This is a genomic window from Streptomyces sp. P9-A4 (genome assembly GCF_036634195.1).
In the GTDB taxonomy this organism is placed as follows: domain Bacteria; phylum Actinomycetota; class Actinomycetes; order Streptomycetales; family Streptomycetaceae; genus Streptomyces.
This window is the reverse complement of the sequence record NZ_JAZIFY010000001.1, coordinates 534,878-560,627: the sequence shown is the minus strand read 5'-3', so window position 1 is coordinate 560,627 and position 25,750 is coordinate 534,878. Positions and strand designations below refer to the sequence as shown.

Here is a 25,750-nt window from a genome sequence, read left to right as displayed (position 1 = left end):
CCTGGGCCTCGGTAGCTGCCTCGGTAACGGCCGCTGCGACGGCCTCGGCCTCCGGCGGGGCGGGCGTCGCCCTCCATGACGCCCGGCTCGTCCGGTGGGCCCTGATCCGGCGCCCCGAGCGGGCCGGCGCGTCAGCCGGTGTGGAGGATTCGGAAGCGGTCGGGTGCCGACGGGTCGCGGTCCACGACCTGCACGGGCGGCCAGGCCCACTGCAGGACGTCGATGCCCGGCGGGCGGGAGAAGCGGATCTGGCCGCGGGTGCCTTCGACGGCCACGTGTGGCCAGGACTCGGCGATGCGGGACCGGTCCACGCCGTGGGAGCGCAGTACGTCCGCGAGGACCGTGATCGTGTCGTAGCCCTCGAAGGCGACGAAGGAGGGTGCCTCGGCAAGCCGTTCGCGGAGGGTCGCCGCCACGCGCGTGCCGAGGGGGCCCGGGCGTTCGGGCAGGTAGCGCAGGAACGGGATGGCGGCGCCGTCGTCGCCCAGCAGCGCCGCCCACTCGGCGAACTCCGGCTGCCCGGCCGGCGCGCCGATCAGGATGTCGGCGAGGCGGCGGTCCCGGCGGACCGCCCTGACGATCGGCACCGCCGGCTCCGGGTGGCCGACCAGGAGGAGGAGGGCGGTCGCGCCGCTGTCGACGAGGGCGTCGCACAGCGCCGTGGGGGTGAGCGTGCGCGTGTCGAGTTCGGTGACGTCGCCGCCGCGAGGCGCGAGACGGTCGCGCAGGATGCGGGCCCCCGATGCCCAGTAGACGCTCGGGTCGGCCGCCACGGCTATGTGCCGGTGGCCCGCTTCGAGCAGGAAGTCCGCGTAGATCCGCCAGCCGTGGGACTGCGCGGGGGCGATGCGCGCGACCCGTGCCGTCGGCCGTTCGGTGAGCGCGTCGAGCACCGCCGACGAGCAGAGGTACGGCAGACCGAGGGCGTCGGCCCTGGTGGCGGCGGTGCGGGCGACGACGCTGTGGTACTCGCCCGCCAGGGCGGCCACCCCCAGGTGGGCCAGCTCGTCGACGGCGGCCAAGGCCTTCTCCGGGTCGGCCGCGGTGTCCCTGACTACCAGCTCCAGCGGCCTTCTGCCGATCCCGCCGGAGTTGTTGACGTCCTCGACGGCCAGTTCGAGGCCGGCGAGCAGCTGCCGCCCCGCCGTGACCCAGCCGGGCCGGGTCAGCGGAACCAGTGCGCCGATCAGGACGGCCGGTTCGGCGGCCCGTGTGGATGCAGGCGGCGATGGGGGCGTGGTCATGGGCCGGAGTCTCCCGAGCGACGTTGGGGTGGGTGATCGGACGTATGTCCGGATCATCGAACGAACGTCAGATGGCGCCGAGAGTAGCCGAGCTGACGGCGCCGGCCCCGGCCGCGGCCCCGGCTCCCCGGGCATGGGCAACGCGCCGGCCGTACTGCTCGGGCCGACGCGTCGGTGTGCCGCGATGAGGTCACTGCTCGCTGATGTTGACCATCCATGTGATGCCGAACTTGTCCGTGCACATGCCGAACACGTCGCCCCACATCTGCTTCTCCAGCGGCACCGACACGGCACCGTCGGCGGACAGCTTGTCCCAGTAGCCGCGCAGTTCGGCCGCCTCGTCGCCGCTGAGGCTCACCGCGAAGTTGTTGCCGGGGTTGTTCTCCATCCCCGGCGGGTTGTCGGCGCCCATCAGCGTGAATCCGGCGGAGGTCTCCAGCAGGCCGTGCATGACCTTGTCCGCGTAACCGGGCGGTGTCTTCGCTCCGAACGAGCCGTAGGTGTTGAGGGTCAGGTTGCCGCCCAGGACTTCCTTGTAGAACTCCATGGCTTGCTTCGCTTCACCGGTGAAGGTGATGTACGGGTTGAGACGGGAGGCCACAAAACGCTCCTTTCGTGACGAATGGTCAGAGTCGGCAGCGTACGTCCGGCCGCGTGGGGCGGGGGTGACCCCGGATCGTCCGAGCGGTGTGGTCACCCGGCTGGGCGGCCGACTCCCGGCTCCCGTCCCGCCCGGCCTCCGTTTCGCGTCCGGCCCGGCCCCCGGCCCCGGGCCCCCGGCCCCGGGCCCCAGGCCCAAGCCCCCATCCCGCCCTCGCGGCCCGACGGTCGTTGTTTCTAATCCTCTAAGCAGATTAGTATTCGCGGAGCCTTCGCTCAGCCGGTCGCCCGTCCGGGGCGGCGCCGAGGGCACCGCCGTGCGCGCTGTCCCCGCGCGGACCCCGGGGCACCGTACGGACCCGGCAAGGCGGACGAGGAAGAAGGAGCTCCACCGTGGCTTCCCACCGCCGCCCGAAGCAGTCCGGTCCGCGATGCACCGGCGTCCTCACCGTGGCCACGGCGGCGGCCGTGGCGTTCGGCACGCAGTCCGCTTCGGCCGACCCGCTGCCCGACCCGAACAAGAAGGGCGTGGAGGCCCAGGTGGACCGCCTCTACGAGCAGGCCACCCAGGCCACCGAGAAGTACAACGGGGCCAAGGAGAGGGCGGACCGGCTCAAGAAGCAGATCGCGGTCGTGCAGGACGAGGCCGCCCGCAAGCAGGGCGAACTCAACGAACTCCGCCAGCGGATCGGCGGCCTGGCGGCCGGTCAGTACCGGTCCGGCGGAATCGACCCCTCCATACAGCTCTTCCTCTCCGAGGCTCCCGACACCTATCTGGAGAAGGCTTTCGCCCTCGACCGCGTAGGCGAGCGGCAGACGGCCGTCCTGCAGCAGTTCCTCTCCCGGCAGCGCGCGCTCCAGCAGCAGCGCCAGGAGGCCTCGGGCAAGCTGCGCGACCTCGACGCCGTACAGAAGGACCTGGGGAACCGGAAGAGGGAGATCCAGGGCAAGCTGAGCGAGGCCCGACGCCTGCTCAACACCCTGTCCGCGAAGGAGCGGGCGCGGATCGACGAGGCGGAGGACCGTGCTAACCGCGCCGGTGAACGCGTCGACCTCGGGAGCGAGGCGAGCGCCTCGCAGCGCGCCGCCGCGGCCTTCGCCGCCGCTCAGGGCCGGGTCGGGCTGCCGTACGTCTGGGGCGCGAGCGGCCCGAGCTCCTTCGACTGCTCCGGGCTCACCTCCTGGGCCTTCCGCCAGGCCGACGTGTCCATCCCCCGTACCTCACAGGCCCAGGCGAATGTCGGTACGCGCATCAACTCCCTCGGCGACCTCAAGCCAGGGGACCTGATCATCATGCGGACCGACCTGAGCCACGTCGGCTTCTACGCGGGCAACGGACAGATCCTCCACTCGCCCAAGCCCGGTGCGAAGGTGCGCTACGAGTCGATCGCCCGCAGCGGCATGCCCTTCATGTGGGGCGTCCGCATCGGCTGACCTCTCCCGCCCCCGCCGGCTCGGTCGCTTCGGCGGGGTACAGCGGCCGGTGCCACCGTGAGCTGGCCGTTTACCATGAGGGCCGAACGAGGACGAGCCCAGTGGAGAGGAAGCAACCCATGCGTCGGCTGGGGGAGCTCGAAGCGGAGATCATGGACCGCTTCTGGAGATGGAACCGCCCGGCCACCGTGCGCGAGGTCGTCGACGACCTCAACCGGCAGCGGGACGCGGCGTACACGACCGTCACCACCGTCACCAGCATCCTCTTCCACAAGGGCCACCTCACGCGTACCAGGGAGGGACGGGTCTGGCTGTACGAGGCCGTCGCGACCCGCGAGGCGTACTCGGCCGCCCTCATGGAGGACGGCCTCGGCGCCAGCGAGGACCGGCCCGCGGCCCTCGTCCACTTCGTGGAGAACCTCGACGAGGACGAGATCGCCGCGCTCCGCAAGGCCCTTCGGGACGTGGAACGACGGGCGAAGGATTGAACGCCGCCCCCGCGCTCCTGGGCTGCGCCGCGATCGTGGGCGTCGCCGCCCCCCGGCTGATGGCACGCAGCGCCGTACCGTACGGGGCACCCGCGCTCGGCGCCGCCCTGTGGATCGCGCTCATGATGTCGTTCACCCTCACCACCGCCCTCGCCGCCTCCCAGCTGGCGACGCCGACGGAGCACCTGCACGCGGGGATCGTGCAGCTGCTGCACGCCTGCGGCCTGGGGGAGGGGACGGAAGGGCCGGACCCCAGCCCCACGACCGCCGATCGTCTCGCCCTGACGATGCCCCTCGCGGTCCTGGCCGCCTACGGCGGCGCGTTCTTCTACCACCTCGCCCGCGCCGGACGCTTCCGCGCCCGCCACCGCGACCGGCTCGACAAGGTGGGAGTACGCTCCGACCGTCTGCGCGCGACGGTGTTCGCGCACCGCGTTCCCGTCGCGTACTCCCTCCCGGGCCTCCGCTCCCGGGTCGTCGTCAGCGACTCGGCGGTGCGGCTCCTCACGGACGAGCAGCTCGGCGCCGTCCTGGAACACGAGCGCGCGCACGTATCCGGCCGCCACCATCTGCTGATCGCGGCCGTGGAGGCGTTCTCCACCGTGTTCCCGTGGCTGCCGCTGGCCCGGCACGCGCGTGCCGAGATCCCGGTGCTGCTGGAGATGATCGCCGACGACCGGGCGCTGCGGAGCCACTCGCGGCAGGCGCTCGCGACGGCGCTGTTCGAGATGGCCGCAGGCCGGACGCCCGCGGGCGCGTTCGCCGCGGGCGGCTCGACGGCGCTCCTCCGGATGAAGCGTCTGCTCGGCCCCCGCAGAGCCCCGCACCCCGTGCTGCGGGGCTCGATGGCGGCGGCCACGCTCGCCGTTCCGCTGCTGCCGGTACTGGCCGCCTGCCCGCCGGGCGTCTGAGCGGGCGGCCCCGCCCCGCCGGCACCCGACCCGCTCAGGCCGTCGGCGTCCCCGCCGGCAGCCGGGCGATGATCCCGCCGAGGTCCGAACGGGCCGGAAGCGTGCCGAAGGCCAGCCCCCGGTCGCCCGCCAGGCGGGAGGCGCAGAAGGCGTCGGCCACCGCGTGCGGCGCGTGCCGGACGAGGAGCGAGCCCTGCAGGACGAGCGCCAGGCGCTCCACCAGGCGGCGGGCGCGCAGCTGGGCGTCCTCGGTGAGGACGAGTTCGCCGCGCAGTTCGCGCCAGGCGGCGTCCAGTCGTGCGTCGGCGCCGGCGGCGGCCTCGACCTCCGTACGGAAGGCCTCCAGGGAATCCGGTTCGCGGGTCAACGCCCGCAGGACGTCGAGGGCGTTGACGTTGCCGGAGCCCTCCCAGATCCCGTTCAGCGGGGCCTCGCGGTAGAGGCGGGGCATGCCGGACGCCTCGTCGTAGCCGTTGCCGCCCAGGCATTCGAGCGCCTCGGCCACGGCGGCGGGCTGGCGCTTGCACACCCAGTACTTGCCCACGGAGGTGGCCAGGCGCAGGAACGCGCGCTCACCCGCGTCGCCGCGCTGCGCGCGGTCCGCCGCGCCGGCGATCCGCAGGGCCAGGGTGGTCGCGGCCTCCGACTCGACGCCCAGATCGGCGATGACATTGCGCATCAGCGGCTGGTCGATGAGCTTCGCCCCGAGCACCGAACGGTGCCGGATGTGGTGGGCGGCCTGCGCGAGCGCGGCGCGGGTGCCCGAGGCCGAGCCGAGGATGCAGTCGAGGCGGGTCATGGTGACCATGTCGATGATCGTCCGCACGCCCTGGCCCTCGGCGCCGACCGGCCAGGCGACGGTGTCGTCGAACTCCGGCTCGCTGCTTGCGTTGCTGCGGTTGCCGAGCTTGTCCTTGAGGCGCTGGATCCGGAAGGTGTTGCGGCTGCCGTCGGGGAGCACCCGGGGGACGAGGAAGCAGGACAGGCCGCCGGGCGCCTGCGCCAGGACGAGGAAGAGATCGTTCATCGGGGCGCTGGTGAACCACTTGTGGCCGCGCAGCCGCCAGGTGCCGTCCGCCGCCTCCACCGCCGTGGTGGTGTTGGTACGGACGTCCGTACCGCCCTGCTTCTCCGTCATGCCCATCCCCGCGAGCAGGCCCCGCTTGCCGGCCGGGGCGCGCAGCCCGGGGTCGTACACCCGGCTGGTGAGCAGGGGTTCGTACTCCTTGGCGAGCGCCGGGGCGGAGCGGAGGGCCGGGACGACGGCGTACGTCATGGACACCGGGCAGCCGTGGCCCGCCTCCGTGGTGCTCCACACCATGAACCCGGCGGCGCGGGCCACATGGGCGCCGGGCCGGTCGTCGGCCCAGGGGGCGCCGCCGAGGCCCTCGCCGATCGCGACGTCCATCAGGGAGTGGTAGGCGGGGTGGAAGTCGACCTCGTCGACGCGGTTGCCGTAGCGGTCGTGGGTGCGCAGCTCGGGTTCGTGGCGGTTGGCCTCCTCCGCCCACCGCTGGACCTCCTCGCTGCCGGCGCGGCGGCCGATCCGGTGCAGGTCGTCGAGGTACCACTCGGCGCCCTCCCGGCGTACGCCCTCCAGCAGGACGGGGTCGTCGGCGATGTCGTGGCCGACGAGGGGCGGGGCCTGGTTGGTGACGTCGTGGGTGTGCGCGGTGGGGTTGCTGCGCAGCGGCGGCACTCCGGCGGTCGCGGTCATGGCGGGCTCCTCCTGGTCGGCGGGACGGGTCGGCGGGACGGGTGCGGGTGCGATGCGGTGGGGCGGGTCCTTCGTGCGGGTCCGGCTTGCGGTGCGGTGCGGTGTGGTACGGGGGACAGCCCGGCCGGGTCGGCGGCGCGGGGTCAGCGGGGCGGGTCGGCCGGGTGGGCGCCGGTGCAGCGCAGAGTCATCGCGGTGAGTTCGGTGAGCAGCTCGTCGACGGCGAGGTCGGCGCCGCCGTCGGCCCCCTCGACGGGCGCGCCGAGCGGGTCGACGAGCACCTCGCCGACGGCGCCGGTCAGCGCGGCGGCGGTGACGCGGGCGTCCTGCGGGGGCAGCAGCCCGGCGGCCGTGCCCTCGCGGACGACCTCGGCGAACAGCTCGTGGTAGCGCCGCCGGAACTCCAGGCGCTCGGCCCCCAGGGCGGGTTCGGCGGGCGCCGCGAGCAGGGCGTAGGCCAGTCCGGGGCGTTCCAGGGCGCGCCGGGCGAAGACCCGTACGCCGTCGGTCAGCCGCTCGACCGGATCGCCGTCCCCGTGGAGGACCTCGCTCAGCACCTCGGCCTCGCGGCCGGACGCGCGGCGGAAGACCTCCACGGCCAGGGCGGCCTTGGAGGGGAAGTGCTGGTAGACGGAGCCGGCCGCGATGCCCGCGGCGGCGGCGACGGCGGTGACCGAGGCGTTCGCCCAGCCGACCTCGGCCACGACCTGGGTGGCCTGGTCGACCAGGCGCTCACGGGCGGCCTCCAGCCGTTCGAGTTCCGCGGGGGTCTTCCGATAGGCCATACAAAGAAGTGAACCACCATTCAGCTCTTCGTTCCAGCCCCCGGAACCGAGTCGTTCGATCCCGAAGGGATGAATGTGCCGCGATGGCGCTCCGCCGGACAGAACGGGACGCCACGCTTCTGACGTGCGCAGACAAGGCAGCAAGGTGGTTCCCGCCCAGCGGAACGCCGCACCGGGACCGACGACCGGCCGGGCCGTGGTCCCGCCCGTGCCCCGGGGGCTCCCCCTCCACCGGAGCGGGCCCGTCGAGGCCCGTCTCCGCTACTGGTTCGACACCACCCTCAGCCGCGGAACCCCCGCCCTCGTCGGCTGGCTCGCCCTCGCCTGCCTCGCCCTCGTCGTGCCCGTGAGCGCGCTCCTTGTGTGGACCGACCACCGCGCCCCCACCACCCCCAGCGCGAGGATCGCCGCCGTGTGGCGGAACACGGGACAGACCCTGCGGCTCGGCGGCGAGGTCGGGCCCCCGCTGCGCGTCGCCCTGTCGGTCCTCCTCGCCCTCATCGCGCTCTTCTACGTCTCCACCCTGGTCAGCCTCATCACCACCGGCATCACCGACAAGCTGCTCGCCCTCGACCGGGGACACGCCAGAGTCGTGGAGAGCGGCCACACCGTCGTGCTCGGCTGGTCGGAACAGATCCCCACCGTCGTCGCCGAACTCGTCGCCGCCCACGCCCAACGGCGCCGGGGAGTCGTCACGGTGCTCGCCGACCGGGGCAAGGCAGACATGGAGGACGAGTTCCGCGCCACCGTCGGCCCGGTCGGCCGTACCCGGCTCCTCTGCCGCAGCGGCCGTCCCACCGACCCCGTCGCGCTCGCCCGGGTGAGCCCGGCGACGGCGGAGTGCGTGCTCGTACTGCCCAGGGACAGCCCCGGCGACGACGCCGAGGTCGTCAAGACACTGCTCTCCCTCACGGCGGCCGTGGGAGAGGAACACCCGGTGCGGGTCGTCGCGGCCGTACGAGGCGAGCGCTACCTGGGCGCCGCCCGGCTGGCCGGCGGCCCCCGGGCCACCGTCCTGGACACGGACGACCTCTCCGCGCGGCTCCTCGTCCAGTGCGCGCGGCAGCCCGGACTCTCCCTCGTCCATCAGGAGTTGCTGGACTTCGCCGGGCACGAGTTCTACACGGTGCGCGAGCCCGGTCTGTTCGGCCTGACCTTCCACGAGGCCGCCGCCTTCTCCCCGGTGTCGGCCGTCGTCGGCATCGCCCACGAGGACGGAAGCGTGTCACTCAACCCGCCGGCCCGGACCCCCGTCCTGGAGGGCGACGCCCTGATCGTGATCGCCGAGCACCAGGACGCGACGTACTGGACCGCCGCACCGCACCCGTACGACCCCACGGCGATCCGTGCGGCGGGTCCCGCGCCGACCGGCCGGGCCGAGGCCCCCGAGCGCTTTCTCCTGCTGGGCTGGAACCGGCGGGCCCACCGGATCGCCGACGCGCTGTCCCGGCGTACCCCACCCGGCTCCGTGCTCGACGTCGTGGCCGAGGCGCGCGCCGCCACCGTCTCCGGCATCCGGGACCTCACGCAGGCCCTCGGCCACCGTCTGTTCGTACGCCACCACCCCGGTGACCCGACCCTGCGCGAGACGACGGACGCGCTGGACCCCGCCGGACACGACGCCGTGATCGTCCTGGCCGCCGACCCCCGGCCCGGTCACGACGATCCGGACGACCGGACCCTCGTCACCCTCCTCCACCTGCGGGCACGCGAACGCGAGCGGGCGGCGGCCGGGGTGGAGAGCCCGTGCGTTCCCGTCGTCACCGAGATGGCCGACGACCGCAACCGGCTGATCGCCCCCCATGCCCCCGGCGCCGACTTCGTGGTCAGCGGCAGGTTGATCGGACTCCTGATGACGCAGATCTCCCAGAACCCGCGGCTGGCCGCGGTGTTCCAGGAGCTCTTCGCCGAAGGAGGGAGCACCCTCCGTATCCACCTGGCGGGCCGCTACATCGAGACGGGCCGCGAGGTCTCCTTCGCGACCGTCGTCGAATCGGCCGCCCGCCAGGGCGCGTGCGCCATCGGCTACCGCGCCCGCGGCCCCGCCCACGGCGTGTGCGTCAACCCGCCGAAGTCACAGGTCCGGCACTGGCACCAGGAGGACGAGATCGTGGTCCTGGAGCAGGAGGAGTGACCCGTCCGCGATCCGGGGCCGGGCAGTCCGTCAGCCCAGAACGACCGGCAGGTCGAAGAGGTCGTTCTGCGTGACGACGGGCTTGTTGCGCAGCTCCTCGCGCGGCACCGCGAGCCGCAGCTCCGGGAACCTCGCGTACAGCGCGGGCAGCGCCACCGACGCCTCCAGACGGGACAGCGCCGCGCCGGGGCACACGTGCGGGCCGTGACCGAAGGAGATGTGACGGTTCGGCGTACGGGTCACGTCGAAGTCGCCCGCCGTCGGACCGAACTGCTCCTCGTCCCGGCCGATCGCGCCGAAGGACACGATGAGGGCCTCCCCCTTCGGCAGCACCCGGTCGCCGACCTCGATGTCCTCGGCGGCGAACCGGATGAGTACGTGCGAGGTGGGCGTCGACCAGCGCAGGGTCTCCTCGATGACGTTCTCCCACGGCACCTCGCCCTTGAGGACCAGGGCCCGCTGCTCGGGGTGGGTCTCCAGGGCGACGACGGCGTTGACGATCAGGCTGATGGTCGTCTCGTGCCCGGCCGCCACCATCAGCTGGAGGGTGTTGGTGATCTCCTCCGTGCTGAGCCGGTCGCCGCCCTCCGAGGCCTCGATCAGCGCGCTGGTGAGGTCGTCGCCGGGCTGCTCCGTCTTGGCCGCCACGATCCCGGCGAAGAGGGCGCCCAGGTCCGCCATCATCTGCGGCACCTCCTCCGGAGGCGTCTGCGTCGAGAAGAACTTGTCGAAGAGCGCCTTCAGCCGGGGCTGGTCGGCCGTGTCGACGCCCATCAGCTCGCACACCACGTTCATGGGCAGCGGGAAAGCGAACTCCGCCTTCAGATCCACGGTCTCGCCGGCCGGACGCTCGGCCAGCCGGTCCAGCATGCCCCCGGTGAGCGCCTCGATGCCCTCGCGCAGCCGCTCCACCCGACGCGCGGTCAGCGCCTGTGCGACCAGGGTGCGCAGCCGCCGGTGCTCCTCGCCGTCCACGGTCAGCATGGACCTGCCGGGGTTGGCCAGGCCGATCAGCGGCCAGTCCATCGGTATCTCGCCGCGCTGCCAGGCACCCCAGACACCGATGTCCTTGACGAGCCGGGAGTCGGTCAGCAGCCGCCGGGCCTCGGCGTGGTGGGTGACGGCCCAGCAGGGCACCCCACCGGGCAGCACGACACGGGCCAGCGGGCCGGCGGCGCGCAGCCGGGCGCCTTCGCCGTCCAGGTCGCTGACGAACGGGTCCAGGGTGATGGCCTCGGCGCCGGTGGCGGCGGTGTGGTCGTACGGGCAGCTCATCCGATGGCTCCAAGTGCGGGTGTCGGGGTGTAGGTCACGGGGAGCGCGGTCAGACCGCGCAGCCAGGGGGAGGGACGACGGGAGAGGGCGCCCGCGGTCACCGCGAGGTCCACGTCCGGCAGCCGGTCGAGCAGCACCTCGATGCCCGTCCTCGCGATGGTCTCGGCCACCTCCTGGGCGGGGAAGGGGCAGCGGTGCTCGCCGTGACCGAAGGAGAGGTGGGCGTTGTTGCCGCCGGTGAACGCGCCGGAGTCGGTGCGCACGTGCGGGTCGGAGTTGGCCGCGGCCAGCCCGAGCAACAGCAGATCGCCCTGGCCGATCTTCCGGCCGCCGAGGTGGGTGTCGCGCGAGGCCCAGCGGCCGGCGACGTTCTGGGTGGGGGTGTCCTCCCAGAGGACCTCGTTCATGGCCTCGCCGACGCTGTGCCGGCCGCCCGCGAGCGAGGCCGCGAAGCGGTCGTCGGTGAGCATCAGACGCAGCGAGTTGCCGATCCAGTCGGCGGTGGGCTGGTGGCCCGCGGCCATCATCACCATGAGGTCCTGGGCGACCTCCTCCAGGGAGAACCCGGCGGTGTTGCCGAGCATCCGGGAGGCCACGTCGTCGCCGGGTGCCGCGGACTTGGCGGCGAGCAGCGCGAACATGGACTCGCCCAGGTGGCGCTGGCCCTCCAGCGCCCCCTCCTGGCCGTTGATCATGTCGTTCATGGCGGTGACGAGCGCGGGGCCCTGCTCGTCGGCGAAGCCGTAGACGCTGGCGAGGACCCGTACCGGCAGGAGCATCGCGTACTCGGCGATGATGTCGCAGGACCCCTTGGCGCACAGCGCGTCGATGAGCTCGTCGGCGAAGCGCTCGGCCCGCTGCCTCAGCACGAACGGGTCGATCGCCTCCAGTGCCCCGGAGATGACGGCGGCGCGCTCGCGGTGCCGCTCGCCCACGGTGTAGAGGATGGACGGCTGCTTGCGGCCGATCATGGGCAGCAGCGGCCAGTCCGCCGGGATGACGTCCCACTGGTGCCACAGGTCGGAGTCGCGCGAGAAGAGGACCGGGTCGCTGGTGACCTGGTGCAGCTCGCGGTAGCCGAGGACCAGCCACGCGGGTATGCCGCCGTCCAGGACGACCGGCGCGACGGCCCCGTGTTCGCGCCGGATCTGCCGGTACAGCTCCGTGGGGTCGGTCTGGAACCTGGGCCCGCTGAGGGGGACGGGCTGGGGTTCGGGGTGGTTCACGGGGTGGGCTCCGGGATCGGCTGGGACGTCGGCCGCGGGGCCGAGGCGACGACGGTGCGCAGGTGCTCGACGAGCGAGATGAGGACCTGCTTGCTGGACTCCCGCGAGCGGGCGTCGCAGAGGACCAGCGGAACCTCGTCGGCGAGGTCGAGGGCCTCGCGGATCTGGTCGGGGGAGTGGGAGGTCCCGCCGAAGTCGTTGCAGGCGACGACGAACGGCGTGCCGTGGTGTTCCAGGCGGTCGATCGCGTACCAGGAATCGGCGAGCCGGCGCGTGTCGACGAGCACGACCGCGCCCAGCGTCCCGGAGAACAGCCGGTCCCAGAGGAACCAGAACCGCTCCTGGCCGGGCGCCCCGAACAGGTACAGGACGTTGTGGGCGTCCAGCGAGATCCGGCCGAAGTCGAAGGCCACGGTGGTGGCCGTCTTCGAGCTGACGCCGACGGTGTCGTCGACGCCCTCGCCGGCCTGCGTCATCGTCTCCTCGGTGTTCAGCGGACGGATCTCGCTGACCGAGCGGACCAGGGTGGTCTTGCCGACGCCGAATCCGCCGACGACAACGATCTTCAGTCCGTTGTCGGCGGTGCTGTGCAGGGTCTGGCGCTGTTCAGAGATTACGGAGTCCAACGAGCACCTGCTCCAGGATGTCGTGATCGGGAAGGCGGTACGACGAGCGGGGATGCCGCACGTGGATCCGGCCTGTGTCGTGCAGGTCTGCCAGGAGGATCCGGGTGATCGACACGGGCAGGCCGAGTTCGGCGGCGACTTCCACCACCGCTGTGGGGAACTGGCACATCCGGAGGATCGTGGCGTGCTCGGACTGCATACCGGGAACCGGGTCGCTCTCGGAGACGATGAGCGTCACCAGGTCGAAGGCGTCGGAACCGGCGCGGCTGCGACCGCCGGTGAGGGTGTAGAGCCGGTCGGGGGAGTCGTCCCGTCCCGGCCTGCCGCGACTCATCCCCGGGGCCTCGCTACCAGGTGCTCGCCCAACTGCTCGACCAGCTCCGACATGTTGTGGCCGACGAGCCCGGCGTCGGCGTCCTCGTCGGCGACGAGCGCGAGGTGGGCGCCCTCGCCGGCCTCCACGATGAAGAGGATGCCGCCGTAGAACTCGGCCATCGCCGAGCGGACCCCGCCCGTGCCGTCACCGAACTCCACGGAGGCGCCGTGCGAGAGGCTCTGGATGCCCGCGGCGATGGCCGCGAGCTGGTCCGCCTGGTCGACGGAGAGCCCGGCGGTACGGCAGAGCTTGAGGCCGTCGCGGGAGAGCACCAGGGCATGACGGGTGCCCGGGGTGCGTTCCAGAAGGCCCTCCAGGAGCCAGCTGAGCTTCTCGTCGGTGGTGGTGCCGGTCATTGCGGGGTGCCTTCCGGGGACGGGGAGTTCGGGGTGGGACGGGGGTCGGTCGCGTCCGGCTCGGTCGCGTCCGGCCGCGAGGTCTCCAGCGGGGCGGAGTCCGGCTGCGGGGACTCCTGCTGCGGGGACTCCGGCTGGGAGGCCGCGCGGACGGCCTGGCGGAAGCTGCCGAAGCGGGTCGCCGCCCCGGCCGCGGCGCCGGTGCGCGGGCTCGCCGTACGGGGCTTGGCGGCGGCGTCGGGCCCCTCGGGGTGCGCGGCGGCCAAGGCCCGGCCACGACGGCGGCGCGGCAGACCGCTCTCACCGAACCGAGGGTGCTCGCCGGTGCCTTCGGCCGCGCTGTCGTGCACGGTCTCGGGCTCGGGAGCCGGAGTGACGGCCGGCGCGGGGGCGGCGGTCCGGTCCGGTGCCTCGCCGGAGGCCTGCGCGGGCACGGACACCCCACGGCCCGCGAGGGGAGCCGGCGGGGGTGTCGGCGCGGCCTGCGCTTCCATCGGCGTACGGCTGATCAGTTCCTGGGGCAGCATCAGCAGGGCGCCGGTGCCGCCGCGTGCCGAGGGGCGGAACGACACGGTCAGGCCGTGCTTGCGGGCCAGCCGGCCGACGACCGCCAGACCCAGTCGGGTTCCGGACAGGCCGGCCAGATCCTGAGCCTCCGAGCCCACGGCGGCCTCCGCGCGCCGCAGCTGTACGTCGCTCATCACCAGACCGCTGTCCTCGACGGCGATCATGATGCCGGCCGGGACCTCTTCCACGTAGATGTGGACCTCGGCGGTGGGCGGCGAGAAGTTGGCGGCGTTGTCCATGAGTTCGGCCAGGGCGTGCATGACGCCCTCGGCCGCGTGTCCGGCGACGGCCGCGTCGCTGCTGGAGTGCAGCCGCACCCGCTGGTAGCCGCCGATCCGGCCCATGGCGCCGCGCAGGATCGACTCCATGCCGATCGGGCGGGCCCAGCGGCGGCCGGAGCGGGCTCCGGTCAGCACGGCGACGGAGTCGGCGAGCCGGCCGGCCTGGGCGGTGCGGTGGTCGAGGTGGAGGAGGTCGGTGAGGACGTCCTCGTCCGCGTGCCGGTGCTCCATCTCGCGCAGGTCCGCCAGCATGCTGGTGGCGAGGGCCTGCATACGGCCGGCGGCGTTGGCCGAGGCGGCCATGGCGGCGGAACGGCCGGATTCGGCACGGCGCAGCCGGGTTTCGAGCCGCTGGACGTCGGCGGCCCGCTCGCGGGCGAGCGCCGCCGTCCTGGCGGTGTGGGAGCTGACGAGTTCCTCGGTACGGGCCGCGTGGGCGGCCTCGGCCGCCGAGGCCCGCTCCTCGTACCGCTCCTTGAGGGTGGCGTTCTCGCGCGCGGCGGACGCCCGGGACTGGGCGGCGTACGTCTCTCGCGAGGCGAGCTCGGCGGACAGGGTCTCGACCCGCCGGCTCAGCGTGCGTGAAGTGCGGCCGTACCAGGTGACGGCGAAGGCCGCCGCGGAGAGCAGAAGGACGCCGCAGGCGGCGAACCAGGCGAGCGCGGTGCGGACGCCGTCCGGTGCCGCGGTGGCCGCGGCGGCGGCGACCGCGCCACCCGCTGCGGCTGTCAGCGACAAGGCGATCAGGGCAGGGCGGAAAGGGGTGGGTGACGCCGACATCAACCAGACTCTCGGGACAGGCACACGGGGAAGGGAGTCGTAACGTCGGCACTATAGATCTGTTGTTGATCAATACGGAACTCGGTCGACCGGATCGTCATTCATTACAGGGCACATGTTTCCCCTATGCGCCCAAGAAAGTCCGAACTTGTTCGGTCCGTGCCGAAGTGCCAGGTGACGCAGGGTTCCTGACCTTCCGTGGGGCCGCCCCGGGCCCGGCGCACCGGCGCGGGCACCGGTACGTCGGACGGGAGCAGAGAGACAGGAGCCGGGAGCCGGAGGCCCCGGCCGGGGTCAGGCGGTCCCGGGACCGTCGGCCGGATCGTGGATCGTGATCGCCTGTACGGGGCAGGCGCGGGCGGCCTCGTCCAGCAGCGTGTCGTCGCTGTCGGACCCGGTCCCGGCGCCGCCGTCCTCCCGGTCCGGGACGACCATCCCGAAGCCGTCGTCGTCCTGGGTGAAGAAGCCCGGCGAGGTCAGGGCGCACTGACCGGCACCGATACAGAGGTCTCCGTCGATCGTGACGCGCATCCGCGGCACTCCTCTCACCAGCTGACGGGAAGCGCGAGCATCCCCTGGACGGTGTCGCCCGGCTTGAACGGGATCTCCTCGGCGGGTGCGTCGAGACGCAGCCCCGGCAGCCGGCGCAGCAGCGTCCCGAGCGCGATCTCCAGCTCGGCACGGGCCAGGTTCTGGCCGAGGCACTGGTGGATGCCGAAGCCGAAGGCCACGTGGTGGCGGGCCGGGCGCGCCCAGTCGAGGGTGTCCGGATCGCCGTAGGCGGCGGCGTCCCGGTTGATGACCGAGGTCGAGAACGCCACGCCCTCGCCCGCGCGGATGACCGTCCCTGAGACGTCGATGTCCTCGCGCGCGACCCGCAGGAGTCCGTCGGCGATCGACAGGAACCGCAGCAACTCCTCGACGGCGGAGGGGACGAGAGAGGGATCGGCCCGCAGCTCCGCCAGCCGCTCCGGATGGTTCAGCAGTGTGAACGTACCGAGGGAGATCATGTTCGCCGTGGTCTCGTGCCCGGCGACCAGCAGGATGGTGGCGAGCTGCACCAGCTCCTGGCGGTCGGGGCCGCCGTCCCCGGAGCCCTGGGCCACGAGGTCGTCGATGACGCCGTCGCCCGGCTTCGCCCGCTTGAGGTCGATCAGGGCGCCGAGGTACTCCTCCAGCTGGGCCAGGGCGTCCTCGGTGTCCGCGCCCGTCGGCCCGCGCAGCAGCCGCCGCGACTGCTCCTCGAAGAAGTCGTGGTCCTCGTACGGCACTCCGAGCAGGTCGCAGATGACGATCGAAGGCACCGGGAGGGCGAAGGCGCTCACCAGCTCGGTGGGCGGCCCCTGGGCCTCCACGGCGTCCAGCAGCCGGTCCACGGTCTCCTGGATGCGGGGCCGCAGGCCTTCCGTGCGCTTGAGGGTGAAGCTCGGGATGAGCAGCCGGCGCTGGGCGTTGTGCTCGGGGTCGTCCCAGCCGAGCAGCGCCGCGCGGCGGCGGCGCCGCAGCGTCCCGGCGCGCTCGGTCGGCATCGGGAAGTCGGGCCGGGTGGAGTCGGTGGACAGGCGCGGGTCCGCGAGGAGCGAGCGGGCGGCTCCGTGCCCGGTGACCAGCCACACCTGCCGCCCGTCCCAGAGCGTCACCCGCGACAGCGGGCGTTCCTCGGCGGGCCGGGGGTACTCGGCCGGGGGGTGGTAGGGGCAGGTCCGGGACTGCGGGAACGCAACGGCTTTCGTCATGGGAGGCCTCGCTAGGTGCGAATCGGTGACTCTGACGTGGGTGCCGTCTCCACTACATGCCTCAGGCACCTATCTGGTCTACGCGTAGTTCGGCCAATCCACCCGTTCGGACCCGTGGGGTGTCGGCCATCCAACCGACCCGACCCGTGGGTGTCGGCCACCCGCCCGACCGGAATGCGGGGGACACGGCCCGTCGGCCGTTGCTATGTTGGGCGCCATGTCCAGCCCTGAGGCGGAGAGAAGCCGGCCACCGGTGATCGGTGGCTGATCGCGCAAGCCTCTGACGACCCTGCTTCCTTCGGCTCTTCGCCGAGCAGTGCGTCGCGGATCCGCCATGGATCGACCGCATCGCGGGATCGCGCCCGGAGCTCTCTCCGAGGCGTCTCCCACGCGACCCCCGGACCTGCCGTCCGCGCGTCGCGTCTCCCCCTTTCTGCGATGTAGTTCGGAGCTTCTCCATGCCCTTCGCCGTCTACGTTCTCGGGCTCGCGGTCTTCGCCCAGGGAACGTCGGAATTCATGCTGTCCGGTCTCGTGCACGACATGGCCGCCGACTTCGGTGTGTCCCTCCAAGCCGTCGGCTCGCTCACCTCCGCCTTCGCCCTCGGCATGGTCGTGGGCGCGCCGCTCGTCGCCGTGCTCAGCCTGCGCCTGCCCCGCCGCCGGGCGCTGCTGGCCTTCCTCGTCACCTTCCTCCTCGCCCACGTCGTGGGCGCCCTCACCCACAGCTTCGACGTCCTCTTCGTCACACGGGTGGCCGCCGCCCTGGCCAACGCCGGCTTCCTCGCCGTCGGCCTCTCGACCGCCGCCGCCATGGCGGGACCGGGGGCCAAGGGCCGGGCGACCTCGGTCCTGCTGAGCGGTGTGACCCTGGCGTGCGTCGCCGGTGTCCCGCTCGGCGCCCTGGCCGGCGAGTTCTGGGGCTGGCGCTCCGCCTTCTGGGGCGTCGCGCTGATCTCCGCGCCCGCCGTCCTCGCGATCCTGTGGTCCGTGCCCGTGACGCCCGCCGACCCCGGGGCGCCCGGTGTGCGCCGTGAACTGCGGGCGTTGCGCGGCCCCCGGCTGATCCTGACGCTCGTGCTCGGAGCGCTGGTGAACGGCGCGACGTTCTGCTCGTTCACGTACCTCACCCCCGTCATCACCGGTGTGACGGGACTGGGCGCCGGGTGGGTGCCCGCCGCGCTGGCGCTGTTCGGCACCGGATCCTTCCTCGGCGTCAACCTGGCCGGCCGGCTGGCGGACACCCGGTCCGGCCGGGTCCTCGCGGTCGGTGGCGCGGCGCTGACGGCGGGCTGGCTGGTCCTCGCCCTCACGGCCGGCAACCCGGTCGTGGCCCTCGCCCTCGTCTTCGTCCAGGGTGCGCTGTCCTTCGGGGTCGGCTCCACCCTGATCACCCAGGCGCTCTACGGGGCCTCCGGGGCGCCCACCCTGTCCGGCGGCTTCGCCACCGCCGCGCTGAACGTCGGTGCGGTGGCCGGCCCCGTCCTGGGCGGCCTCGCCCTCGGCGCCGGACTCGGCCTCCGCGCGCCGCTGGTCGTGAGTGCCGTCCTCGTGGCCACCGCCCTCCTCGTCGGCGGCGTGGGCCGCGTAACCCTTGGGAGGGAAGGCGCGTCCGTGCGTTCGGGAGCCGTGGAGTCGGGGTGGGCCAACGTCCAAATGTGATCGGTTCATTGCATGTTCGGTGCGGTGAATGGTCATTTAATGCGCCCTGAATGACCGGTGGAGGTAGCCCTTCCAGCTCCGGCACATGGGGAACCCGAACTGACTATGCTCCCCTCTGTGTTGCGGTGCGGTCACAGCGAGTCATGGACGCTGTGGTGCGCGCGGACGGAACGTGGCTGTGACGGGAAGCGACCATCGACGCGCTCTCGAAGCGCCCCGTCGGCCCATCGCTTCACCCCAGTCCGCTCATTTCCCGTCTGCTGAGGGACCCCTTGATGGTTCGTGCAGGATCGATGTCCAGAGCCCGCCCGCCCGCGCCTCCCCGGGTATGGCTCCTCACCCCCGGAGTGCTGGCCGGCGCCCTGATGGCCGCGCTGCTCCTCTCGCCTGCACACATACGGACCGCCGTGGCCTGGTACGGGCTGGGCGCGATCGTCCTGGCGATCGCCGCCTCGGCCGAGACCGCGCGCCGGCTCCGCTCCGCCGACGAGGCCCGCACCACCCGGGCGGGAGTCGAGGAGCGCGAGTACTACGCACAGCGCGAAGCGGCCCTGCTCGGGCGCCTCGCCGACCAGCAGGCCGCCACCGTGTGGCTCGCCGAGGAGCTGCTCCCTGCGGCCGTCGCCCGGCTCCGCAGGGGCGCCCCCGCCTCGGAGGTCCTGCGGTCCGCCGCCTTCGGCAGCCACCTCGACGAGGGGTTCGCCGAAGCGCTCAGGGGAGCCCTGGGGTCACTCCTGGAAGCGGTGGAGGCCGAGGAGCACACCCGTGACGCCTCCCAGCGGACCCTGGTCGCGGTCGCGCGCCGGGTCCAGGCGATCGTGCACCAGCTCGCCAAGGACCTGCACACCATGCAGATCGTCCACGGCAACGACCTCGTCGTCTCCAGGGGCCTCCAGGACGTCGACCACCGCAACGCCCTGATCGGGCGGCTCGCGGCCAGCATCGCCGTCCTCGGCGACGCCCGGCCCGGACGCCAGTGGTCGAAGGCGATCCCGCTCTACGACGTGCTGCGCGGGGCCATGTCCCGCATCGTGGACTACCCGCGCGTGAAGCTGACGTCGGTGGCCGAGGTGGCCGTGGTCGGCCCCGGCTCCGAGCCGATGATCCACCTCCTCGCCGAACTCCTCGACAACGCCACCACGTTCTCGCCTCCCCACACCCCGGTGGAGGTCACCGCGAGCGAGGTGCCCTCGGGCATCGCGATCGAGATCGAGGACCGCGGCGTCGGACTCACCGAAGAGGTCCGGCACCGCATCGAACGCGTCATGAAGCAGTCGATGTCGGGCATCCAGCTGGCCAGCCTCGGTGAGGTCACCCAGCTCGGCCTGCCGGTCGTCAGCCGGCTCGCCCGTGAGCACGGCTGCGAGGTCGACCTGCGCACCTCCGCCTACGGAGGCGTACGGGCCGTCGTCCTGGTGCCCAGGAATCTGATCACGACGGTGCCGCAGCCCGCCATGCGCCGTTTCCCGGAGCCGATCCGGAAGCGTACGGTCGGCGGTCCGGTCCTGCCGAGGGTGGTGCCGAGGGTGGTGCCGCCGGTGGAGGCCTCGACGGAATCCGGCGAGGTGAGGAAGACGCCCAACGGGCTCCCGCAGCGCCGCAGGGAGTCGCCCGTCCCGACGCCGGTCGTCGTCGCCGGGACGACGACCCCGCCCGCATCTGGGGGATCCTCCGGCACGACCCGCCCGCCGGGTCTGATGTGGGAGGCCTTCAACGGCGACAAGCGAGCGTCCGCCGAACCCTCCACTTCCCCCAGCGAACCGTCAGATGAGGTTGAGTAACATGCAGCCACTGCCCAACATGGACTGGATGCTCAAGGAGCTCGTGGGCAGCGTCCCGTACGTGCGCCACGTGGTCGTCCTGTCGTCGGACGGGCTGTGCATCGGGCAGGCGAACACGGAGCCCGACGCCGCCGACGCCATCGCCGCCGCCTGCTCCGGGATCCAGAGCCTCGCGCGGGCCATCGCGCAGATGTTCCCGGAAGGCAACGGAACGACCCGGATGGTCGGGATCGAGGCCGACGGCGGGTACTTCTCCCTGATGGCGGCCGGTCCGGGGGCCTACCTCGCGGTCCTCGCCGACCAGGAGGTCGACGCCGGCCTCCTGGGAGACCGCATGCGGACCCTGGTGGTCCGGATCGGCCAGCACATGACCAGCCCGCCCCGGGATGACGTCGGGCAGGCGATGTGACACCAGAGAACCGGAACCCCTGGGAGGAAGGCAACCCCGTCCCCCTCTACGTCATCACCGGCGGGGGTTTCTCGGCCGACACCTTCAACCTGGTCACCCTCATCGCGGCGAGGTCCACACCGGACCCCGCGATGCAGCCCGAGCAGGCGGCCATCCTCACCATGTGCACGTACCCGCTGTCGGTGGCCGAGCTCTCGGCGTACCTCAGTCTTCCGTTCAGCGTGGTCACCGTGCTCCTGTCCCAACTCGTCGACGAGGAAAGGGTCGAGGCCATCGCGCCCGTGCCCGTCGCGGCGTTCCCCGAACGAGGCCTACTTGAGGCGGTGATCCATGGACTACGCAAGCTCTGACGCGCCCGCCGTCGTCGGCCCGCGCGGCACCGACATGCTGCTGCCGTACGGCGCCCGGGGCGTCAAGGTCGTGATCGTCGGCGGCTTCGGAGTCGGCAAGACGACCATGGTCGGGGCGGTGAGCGAGATCCCGCCACTGACCACCGAGGAGACCATGACGCAGGCGGGCGTCGGGATCGACCACAACCCCGGCGCCCAGGGCAAGAAGACCACGACCGTCGCTCTCGACTTCGGACGGATCAGCATCAACGAGGAGCTGATCCTCTACCTGTTCGGGACCCCGGGACAGGAACGCTTCTGGTTCCTGTGGAACGGCATCTTCGAAGGCGCCCTCGGCGCCGTGGTGCTCGTCGACACCCGGCGGGTCGAGGTCTGCTTCGAGGTGGTCACCCGCCTGGAGGACCGCCGCGTCCCGTTCGTCGTGGCCGTCAACAGCTTCCCGGAAGCCCCGCAGTACCCCGTAGAAGAACTGCGCACCGCTCTGGCCCTCAGCGATTCCGTGCCCATCGTCACCTGTGACGCACGCGACCGGGCGTCCTGCCGGGACGCCCTGCTCTCGCTGATGGTCTACCTGTGCACCCTCGCAGCCTCCCAGGAGACCGCATGACCGTCCCACCCGCCGAACACACCACCGCGCTGCCCGGACAGACCCCGCCCCCGGGTTGCCCGGCCCATGTGGCCACCACAGGACCCGGCGGAGCGAGCCGGCTCTACGGCCCCGCCGCCGAGACGGACCCCATGGGCCTGTACGAGGAACTGCGCGCCGCGCACGGCCCGGTGGCGCCCGTCCTGCTCGACGGCGACGTACGCGCCTGGCTCGTCCTCGGCTACCTCGAGAACCGCGACGTGGCCAGCCGCCCCACCCAGTTCTCCCGCGACCCGCGCGTCTGGCACGGCTGGACGAGCGGGGAGATCGACCCGGCGACCTCGCCCCTGGTCCCGATGATCGGCTGGCGCCCCGACTGCGTGTGCGCCGACGGCGAGGAGCACCAGCGGCTGCGCGGCGCGCTCACCGCCGGCCTCGACCAGTTCGACCACCGGGGGCTGCGCCGCCACATCACCCGCTTCGCGCACGAACTGATCGACACGTTCTGCGAGGACGGCGAGGCGGAGCTCGTCGAACAGTTCACCGAGCACCTGCCCATGCTCACCCTCACCCATCTGCTCGGCATGTCGGACGAGGCGGGACCCGGGCTCGTGCACTCCGCCCGTGACCTCTTCAAGGCCACCGAGACCTCGCTCTCCAGCAACACGTATGTGCTGGAGAGCCTGGAGAAGCTCGTCGCCACCAAGCGGTCCCGCCCCGGGCAGGACATCGCTTCCGCGCTGCTCGCGCACCCCGCGGGCCTCTCCGACGAGGAGGTGCAGCACCACCTGCGCCTCATCCTGCTCGCCGGCTACGAGACGACCGCCAACCTGATGTCCAACGTCCTGCGCATGGTCGTCACCGACCCGCGGTTCCGCGGCTCCCTGGCAGGCGGTCAGATGACCCTGCCCGAGGCCGTGGAGCAGGTCCTCTGGGACGAGCCGCCGCTGATGGTGTGTCCGGGACGCTGGGCCAACGGCGACACCACCCTCGGCGGACAGGAGATCAAGGCGGGGGACATGCTCCTGCTCGGTCTCGCCGCCGGAAACGTCGACGAGGCGATCCGGCCGAACCCCGCGACCCCGGTCCACCACAACCGCGCGCACCTGTCGTTCAGCGCCGGCAACCACGAGTGCCCCGGTCAGGACATCGGCCGCATCATCGCCGACACCGGCATCGACATCCTCCTCACCCGGCTCCCCGACATCGCCCTGTCCGTGCCCGAGGAGAGCCTCAGCTGGCGCTCCACCACCTGGGCCCGGCACCTGACGGCGCTGCCCGTGCAGTTCGTCGCGCGCGCCCCCCAGGTGCACGACCACCCCGCCCCGCTGCCGCCGCCGCCCGCGCGGACCGACACGAGGCGACCGTCGGCGCCGCCGAGGCCGCAGACCGAGCCGGCCCGGGGCACCGTGTCCCGGGACACCTGGTGGACGCGCGTCCTGAGGCTGCTGGGGCGGCGGTAGACGCGTACGACCCGGCGGTGGACCCGTACGGACCCGTACGACCGCACCCCGCACATGACCCCGTGCCGCAGGCGAACGCACCGCACGGCCGTACCGACGGTACGGCCGTGCGGTGTCTTCACTCCTGGAAGGCGGGGACGTCCGCGGGGGCGTACCGGGGGGCGCCGGTGTACCAGGCGTGGATTCCCGACAGGAAGCCGCACGCGCCCCGGAGCCAGGTGTCCAGCTCGGCCCGCTCGGCCTCGTCGAGCCCGGCGCGCTCGACGACCGGCGGCAGTTCGGTCCGCCGGAGGTGCTCGAAGTCCCGCATCCGGGAGTTCACCAGGTTCAGGGCGGCGGGGACGGCGTCGTGGAGCGGGATGCCCAGGGAGGTGCCGAGGACCAGGACGAGGTTGTTGACGTCGTGCTCCTCGTTGACCTCGCGCTCGTAGGAGGCGATGTCGTTGGCGAGCCCCATGTAGTCCATGAAGGCGTCGAGAAGGGCGCGGACGGGCCGGCTGCGCCGTATCTGCTCGGGTATGCGCGCGCCGGTGGCCAGTTCCACGGAGTAGGGGGCGGTGTGCGCGGCGAAGCTCTCCCGGCGGAACGGCGCGTACTCGATCAGATGGGGGATCCGGCCGCCCCGGCTGTTGGCGAGTTCCTCGACGCCGGCGTCCACGTACCTCACCAGGGCCCGGTTGAACTCGTGCCGCCAGTGCGCGAGTCGGGGCGGGAAGAGCTGCCCCTGGAGGTCGGCGATCCCGCGCTCGACGGCGTTCGTCGGCTCCGGCAGCCGGGCGCCGGAATCCGGTCGCAGGAAGGCGTGCAGGCGCGTGGTGAACGTGCGCGCGGCGGGGAGGTCACCGGTCTGCTTGAAGGCGGAGGCGAAGTAGTCGTCCCAGGCCAACGCCCATATGTTGAACCGGTGGTTGAGGCGGAGGCCGGCGAGTGACGCGTCCGGCAGGGTCCAGGCGGTGAGCTGGTCGACGGTCATCGCGTGGAACTGGGCCGGGGTCCAGATCGGCCGGCGGGCTGGTGGCCCCCCTTCGCCGCCCAGCATGCCCATCGCGCGTGCCCATGTCTCGCTCTCCTCGCGCAGGGCCGGCAGGCAGGGGTTCACCCGCAGGGGATGGGGCATCCACAACTCGGGGATCTCGACGGCGTGCACGGTCATGGGGACCGACCCCCTCCTCTTTCGGCCCGCCCCGGTGTGCGGACGGCCCAACACACACGAACAACGGACGATTCACGTCATCTATGGCACCGAGGACGGCCGATTTCCGCCCTACGGCTCTCCAAACCTGCCCGCCCCGAACGACCGGCAACCCCTCGACGGACGTGGACCGGTGATCAGAAGGAGAATTAACCGGAGGAGAACGGTCTTGCGAACGATCCCTCTCGGGCGTATCCCGATCTCCCCGCACAGCGGGCCCATCATAGGGGCCTTGTCCGGGAGCCCGGCCAGCTGCAAGATCGCTGGGAGATGAACGACGGCGGACACGGAGTCCGAGGGCATGAGGGCGGGTACGAGGGAAACCGGGCGGGGTGTCATGGGGGCGTTGACCAAGGGCGGGAACGGTTTTGTTCCCACCGTGCCGCTGAACATCGCGGTACGGGGCGGTGAAATCGACGCCATGGCACTGCTGTTGACGGGCGGCGGGACGGTCGGCGGCGACGGGGACGTCGTCTTCCACGGGGCGCCGGCGCATTCCTCCGGCGCCGTACGGCTGACCGGGGACGGCACGGGCACGGCGTGGCTGGAGGTCGGGCTCGCCTCCGTGGAGGCGCGGATCGAGCGCGTGCTCGTCGTCGCCTCGACGGAGAAGAGAGCCATGCGGGACGTCGCCGGGCTGTCCGTGGAGGCGTTCGCCCCTGACGGTACGTCGGTGGCGCGGTACGACGTGACCGACGCGGCGGGGGAGACCGCGATGGTGCTGGCCGAGCTGTACCGGCGGGCGGGCGGATGGAAGTTCCGGGCGGTGGGCCAGGGTTACGCGAACGGTCTCGCGGGGCTCGCGACGGATCACGGGGTCGATGTGGCGGAGCCGACGGCTCCGGTGCAACCCGTGGAACCGGTGGTTCCGGTGCAAGCGGTGGCTCCGATGCGGCCGGTTCCGATGTCTCCGCCGGTTGCGCCCGGGCCGCCGGCGGGGCAGCAAGTACTGGGGGGAGCGCCGGGGTTCAAGGTCCCGGGCCCGCCGATGCCGACGCCGGCACCGGTTCCGCTTCCTCCCCCCTCGGCGGCTCCGGCACCGCTTCCGCCGCCGGTCACCCCCACCCCCTGGCCGGCCCCGCCGGTGGTGCCCGTCGCCCCCGCCCCGTACGCGCCCCCGCCGGTGGTGCCCGCACCCGTCGCCCTGTGGTCGTACGGCCCCGTCTTCGAGCCGCTCTCATGGACCGGCCGCGACAACGACGTGATCACCGTCGAGGGCCTCCCGCCGGGCCCGGTCGTCGTCCAGCTCGACATCGACGGCGACGGCTACACGGGGCTCACGGTCCTCGACCGCCGCAACAAGGAGGCGGACAACCTCGTCAACAGCACGGAGGACGACTTCTGGGGACGCGTGCTCGCCCAGGTCCCCCAGAAGGGGCCGCTGCGCCTCAAGCTGGAGGCGGAGGGGCCGTGGAGGGTGGAGGTGTCGCCGCTGGCGACGGCCCGTCACCTGACGGAGGACGAGGTGGAGTACCGGGGTCCCGACGTGCTGCTGCACACCGGTGGCGCGGCCGACCTGACCGTGCACTACCGAGGTGACGAGAACCTGATCGTCAACATCTACGAACTCGCCGGCCACCACGACCCCACGTCCCTGCCCGATGACGAGAACGTGCTGAACGAGAGCGGCAAGCGGCGCGAGACGGTGCCGCTGCCCGAGGGGCCGCTCGTGGTGCAGTTCGAGATGGCGGACGGCCCGTGGCGCGCCGGGGTGAGGCGCCTCGGGTGGTGACCCGGGGCGCCGCCCGCCGCCGACCCGGACGCGCCGGGCG

General features: G+C 72.6%; 24 protein-coding genes. 11 read left to right on the top strand and 13 right to left on the bottom strand.

Annotated features, from left to right (window positions below):
- Nucleotides 1-131 precede the first annotated feature (131 nt).
- Together V4Y03_RS02470 and V4Y03_RS02465 are read right to left on the bottom strand one after the other, a co-directional pair.
- On the bottom strand, nt 132-1,244 hold the full coding sequence (locus V4Y03_RS02470; RefSeq protein WP_332433838.1) for an ABC transporter substrate-binding protein: 1,113 nt from the start codon (nt 1,242-1,244) through the stop codon (nt 132-134).
- 190 nt (nt 1,245-1,434) lie between these two features.
- The gene (locus V4Y03_RS02465) at nt 1,435-1,845 is read right to left on the bottom strand and encodes a VOC family protein (protein ID WP_332433837.1); all 411 of its coding nucleotides are present in this window, start codon (nt 1,843-1,845) and stop codon (nt 1,435-1,437) included.
- A 392-nt stretch (nt 1,846-2,237) separates the two neighbouring features.
- Between V4Y03_RS02465 and V4Y03_RS02460 the strand changes: the two genes are divergently transcribed.
- From V4Y03_RS02460 to V4Y03_RS02450, 3 genes are all read left to right on the top strand, one after another.
- Nucleotides 2,238-3,278, top strand: a complete 1,041-nt coding sequence (locus tag V4Y03_RS02460; RefSeq protein ID WP_332433836.1) for a C40 family peptidase — start codon at nt 2,238-2,240, stop codon at nt 3,276-3,278.
- A 119-nt stretch (nt 3,279-3,397) separates the two neighbouring features.
- Nucleotides 3,398-3,766 carry a BlaI/MecI/CopY family transcriptional regulator gene (locus V4Y03_RS02455; RefSeq protein WP_332433835.1) on the top strand — a complete coding sequence of 123 codons (369 nt, stop codon included), beginning with the start codon at nt 3,398-3,400 and terminating at the stop codon, nt 3,764-3,766.
- Nucleotides 3,763-4,677: a M56 family metallopeptidase gene (locus V4Y03_RS02450; protein ID WP_332433834.1), complete on the top strand. Its 915-nt coding sequence runs from the start codon at nt 3,763-3,765 to the stop codon at nt 4,675-4,677. Before V4Y03_RS02455 ends, V4Y03_RS02450 begins: the two co-directional genes overlap by 4 nt.
- A gap of 34 nt (nt 4,678-4,711) precedes the next feature.
- Here the strand turns inward: V4Y03_RS02450 and V4Y03_RS02445 are convergent, their stop codons facing one another.
- Nucleotides 4,712-6,394, bottom strand: coding sequence for an acyl-CoA dehydrogenase family protein (locus tag V4Y03_RS02445; protein WP_332433833.1), 1,683 nt, complete (start codon nt 6,392-6,394; stop codon nt 4,712-4,714).
- Between the two features lie 143 nt (nt 6,395-6,537).
- Nucleotides 6,538-7,179 carry a TetR/AcrR family transcriptional regulator gene (locus V4Y03_RS02440; protein WP_332433832.1) on the bottom strand — a complete coding sequence of 214 codons (642 nt, stop codon included), beginning with the start codon at nt 7,177-7,179 and terminating at the stop codon, nt 6,538-6,540.
- A 124-nt stretch (nt 7,180-7,303) separates the two neighbouring features.
- Here V4Y03_RS02440 and V4Y03_RS02435 point away from each other — a divergent pair, with 124 nt between their 5' ends.
- Entirely contained in the window at nt 7,304-9,313 is a 2,010-nt protein-coding gene (locus V4Y03_RS02435; protein WP_332433831.1) for a CASTOR/POLLUX-related putative ion channel, read from the top strand.
- 30 nt (nt 9,314-9,343) lie between these two features.
- Here V4Y03_RS02435 and V4Y03_RS02430 read toward each other — a convergent pair whose 3' ends face one another.
- The 8 genes from V4Y03_RS02430 to V4Y03_RS02395 all read right to left on the bottom strand — a co-directional run bounded on the left by V4Y03_RS02430 (nt 9,344) and on the right by V4Y03_RS02395 (nt 16,536).
- A complete protein-coding gene (locus tag V4Y03_RS02430; RefSeq protein WP_317877776.1) occupies nt 9,344-10,588 on the bottom strand; it encodes a cytochrome P450 family protein in 1,245 nt (414 codons plus the stop codon).
- The gene (locus tag V4Y03_RS02425; RefSeq protein ID WP_317877777.1) at nt 10,585-11,814 is read right to left on the bottom strand and encodes a cytochrome P450; all 1,230 of its coding nucleotides are present in this window, start codon (nt 11,812-11,814) and stop codon (nt 10,585-10,587) included. Before V4Y03_RS02425 ends, V4Y03_RS02430 begins: the two co-directional genes overlap by 4 nt.
- Nucleotides 11,811-12,440 carry a GTP-binding protein gene (locus V4Y03_RS02420; protein ID WP_332433830.1) on the bottom strand — a complete coding sequence of 210 codons (630 nt, stop codon included), beginning with the start codon at nt 12,438-12,440 and terminating at the stop codon, nt 11,811-11,813. The genes V4Y03_RS02425 and V4Y03_RS02420 overlap by 4 nt, the downstream gene beginning before the upstream one ends.
- On the bottom strand, nt 12,421-12,774 hold the full coding sequence (locus V4Y03_RS02415; protein ID WP_332433829.1) for a DUF742 domain-containing protein: 354 nt from the start codon (nt 12,772-12,774) through the stop codon (nt 12,421-12,423). The genes V4Y03_RS02420 and V4Y03_RS02415 overlap by 20 nt, the downstream gene beginning before the upstream one ends.
- Entirely contained in the window at nt 12,771-13,172 is a 402-nt protein-coding gene (locus tag V4Y03_RS02410; RefSeq protein WP_317877780.1) for a roadblock/LC7 domain-containing protein, read from the bottom strand. The genes V4Y03_RS02415 and V4Y03_RS02410 overlap by 4 nt, the downstream gene beginning before the upstream one ends.
- Entirely contained in the window at nt 13,169-14,800 is a 1,632-nt protein-coding gene (locus tag V4Y03_RS02405; protein ID WP_332433828.1) for an ATP-binding protein, read from the bottom strand. The genes V4Y03_RS02410 and V4Y03_RS02405 overlap by 4 nt, the downstream gene beginning before the upstream one ends.
- A gap of 294 nt (nt 14,801-15,094) precedes the next feature.
- Nucleotides 15,095-15,331, bottom strand: coding sequence for a ferredoxin (locus V4Y03_RS02400; protein WP_317873305.1), 237 nt, complete (start codon nt 15,329-15,331; stop codon nt 15,095-15,097).
- Between the two features lie 14 nt (nt 15,332-15,345).
- Nucleotides 15,346-16,536 (bottom strand): cytochrome P450, encoded by a 1,191-nt coding sequence (locus tag V4Y03_RS02395; protein WP_332433827.1) that lies wholly within the window; start codon nt 16,534-16,536, stop codon nt 15,346-15,348.
- 458 nt (nt 16,537-16,994) lie between these two features.
- On the opposite strand from V4Y03_RS02395, the gene V4Y03_RS02390 reads away from it, so the two are divergent.
- From V4Y03_RS02390 to V4Y03_RS02365, 6 genes are all read left to right on the top strand, one after another.
- Nucleotides 16,995-18,197, top strand: coding sequence for a Cmx/CmrA family chloramphenicol efflux MFS transporter (locus V4Y03_RS02390; protein WP_332433826.1), 1,203 nt, complete (start codon nt 16,995-16,997; stop codon nt 18,195-18,197).
- 293 nt (nt 18,198-18,490) lie between these two features.
- Nucleotides 18,491-19,978 (top strand): ATP-binding protein, encoded by a 1,488-nt coding sequence (locus V4Y03_RS02385; protein WP_332433825.1) that lies wholly within the window; start codon nt 18,491-18,493, stop codon nt 19,976-19,978.
- A gap of 1 nt (nt 19,979) precedes the next feature.
- On the top strand, nt 19,980-20,387 hold the full coding sequence (locus V4Y03_RS02380; RefSeq protein WP_242427228.1) for a roadblock/LC7 domain-containing protein: 408 nt from the start codon (nt 19,980-19,982) through the stop codon (nt 20,385-20,387).
- Nucleotides 20,384-20,737 (top strand): DUF742 domain-containing protein, encoded by a 354-nt coding sequence (locus tag V4Y03_RS02375; protein WP_332433824.1) that lies wholly within the window; start codon nt 20,384-20,386, stop codon nt 20,735-20,737. The genes V4Y03_RS02380 and V4Y03_RS02375 overlap by 4 nt, the downstream gene beginning before the upstream one ends.
- Nucleotides 20,718-21,344 (top strand): GTP-binding protein, encoded by a 627-nt coding sequence (locus V4Y03_RS02370; RefSeq protein ID WP_332433823.1) that lies wholly within the window; start codon nt 20,718-20,720, stop codon nt 21,342-21,344. Before V4Y03_RS02375 ends, V4Y03_RS02370 begins: the two co-directional genes overlap by 20 nt.
- Complete coding sequence (locus tag V4Y03_RS02365; protein WP_332433822.1) at nt 21,341-22,786, top strand: cytochrome P450; 1,446 nt, start codon at nt 21,341-21,343, stop codon at nt 22,784-22,786. Before V4Y03_RS02370 ends, V4Y03_RS02365 begins: the two co-directional genes overlap by 4 nt.
- Before the next feature lie 118 nt (nt 22,787-22,904).
- Here the strand turns inward: V4Y03_RS02365 and V4Y03_RS02360 are convergent, their stop codons facing one another.
- Nucleotides 22,905-23,939 (bottom strand): terpene synthase family protein, encoded by a 1,035-nt coding sequence (locus V4Y03_RS02360; RefSeq protein ID WP_317873298.1) that lies wholly within the window; start codon nt 23,937-23,939, stop codon nt 22,905-22,907.
- 418 nt (nt 23,940-24,357) lie between these two features.
- On the opposite strand from V4Y03_RS02360, the gene V4Y03_RS02355 reads away from it, so the two are divergent.
- Complete coding sequence (locus V4Y03_RS02355) at nt 24,358-25,710, top strand: TerD family protein (RefSeq protein ID WP_332433821.1); 1,353 nt, start codon at nt 24,358-24,360, stop codon at nt 25,708-25,710.
- The last annotated feature ends 40 nt before the right edge of the window (nt 25,711-25,750 follow it).

Bases quoted from the DNA above. Each gene is read 5' to 3' on its own strand.
- V4Y03_RS02405 (WP_332433828.1), bottom strand. From the start codon at position 14,800: ATGTCGGCGTCACCCACCCCTTTCCGCCCTGCCCTGATCGCCTTGTCG.
- V4Y03_RS02380 (WP_242427228.1), top strand. From the start codon at position 19,980: ATGCAGCCACTGCCCAACATGGACTGGATGCTCAAGGAGCTCGTGGGC.
- V4Y03_RS02410 (WP_317877780.1), bottom strand. From the start codon at position 13,172: ATGACCGGCACCACCACCGACGAGAAGCTCAGCTGGCTCCTGGAGGGC.
- V4Y03_RS02415 (WP_332433829.1), bottom strand. From the start codon at position 12,774: ATGAGTCGCGGCAGGCCGGGACGGGACGACTCCCCCGACCGGCTCTAC.
- V4Y03_RS02440 (WP_332433832.1), bottom strand. From the start codon at position 7,179: ATGGCCTATCGGAAGACCCCCGCGGAACTCGAACGGCTGGAGGCCGCC.
- V4Y03_RS02385 (WP_332433825.1), top strand. From the start codon at position 18,491: ATGTCCAGAGCCCGCCCGCCCGCGCCTCCCCGGGTATGGCTCCTCACC.
- V4Y03_RS02430 (WP_317877776.1), bottom strand. From the start codon at position 10,588: ATGAGCTGCCCGTACGACCACACCGCCGCCACCGGCGCCGAGGCCATC.
- V4Y03_RS02470 (WP_332433838.1), bottom strand. From the start codon at position 1,244: ATGACCACGCCCCCATCGCCGCCTGCATCCACACGGGCCGCCGAACCG.
- V4Y03_RS02390 (WP_332433826.1), top strand. From the start codon at position 16,995: ATGCCCTTCGCCGTCTACGTTCTCGGGCTCGCGGTCTTCGCCCAGGGA.
- V4Y03_RS02370 (WP_332433823.1), top strand. From the start codon at position 20,718: ATGGACTACGCAAGCTCTGACGCGCCCGCCGTCGTCGGCCCGCGCGGC.
- V4Y03_RS02395 (WP_332433827.1), bottom strand. From the start codon at position 16,536: ATGACGAAAGCCGTTGCGTTCCCGCAGTCCCGGACCTGCCCCTACCAC.
- V4Y03_RS02455 (WP_332433835.1), top strand. From the start codon at position 3,398: ATGCGTCGGCTGGGGGAGCTCGAAGCGGAGATCATGGACCGCTTCTGG.
- V4Y03_RS02365 (WP_332433822.1), top strand. From the start codon at position 21,341: ATGACCGTCCCACCCGCCGAACACACCACCGCGCTGCCCGGACAGACC.
- V4Y03_RS02445 (WP_332433833.1), bottom strand. From the start codon at position 6,394: ATGACCGCGACCGCCGGAGTGCCGCCGCTGCGCAGCAACCCCACCGCG.
- V4Y03_RS02360 (WP_317873298.1), bottom strand. From the start codon at position 23,939: ATGACCGTGCACGCCGTCGAGATCCCCGAGTTGTGGATGCCCCATCCC.
- V4Y03_RS02400 (WP_317873305.1), bottom strand. From the start codon at position 15,331: ATGCGCGTCACGATCGACGGAGACCTCTGTATCGGTGCCGGTCAGTGC.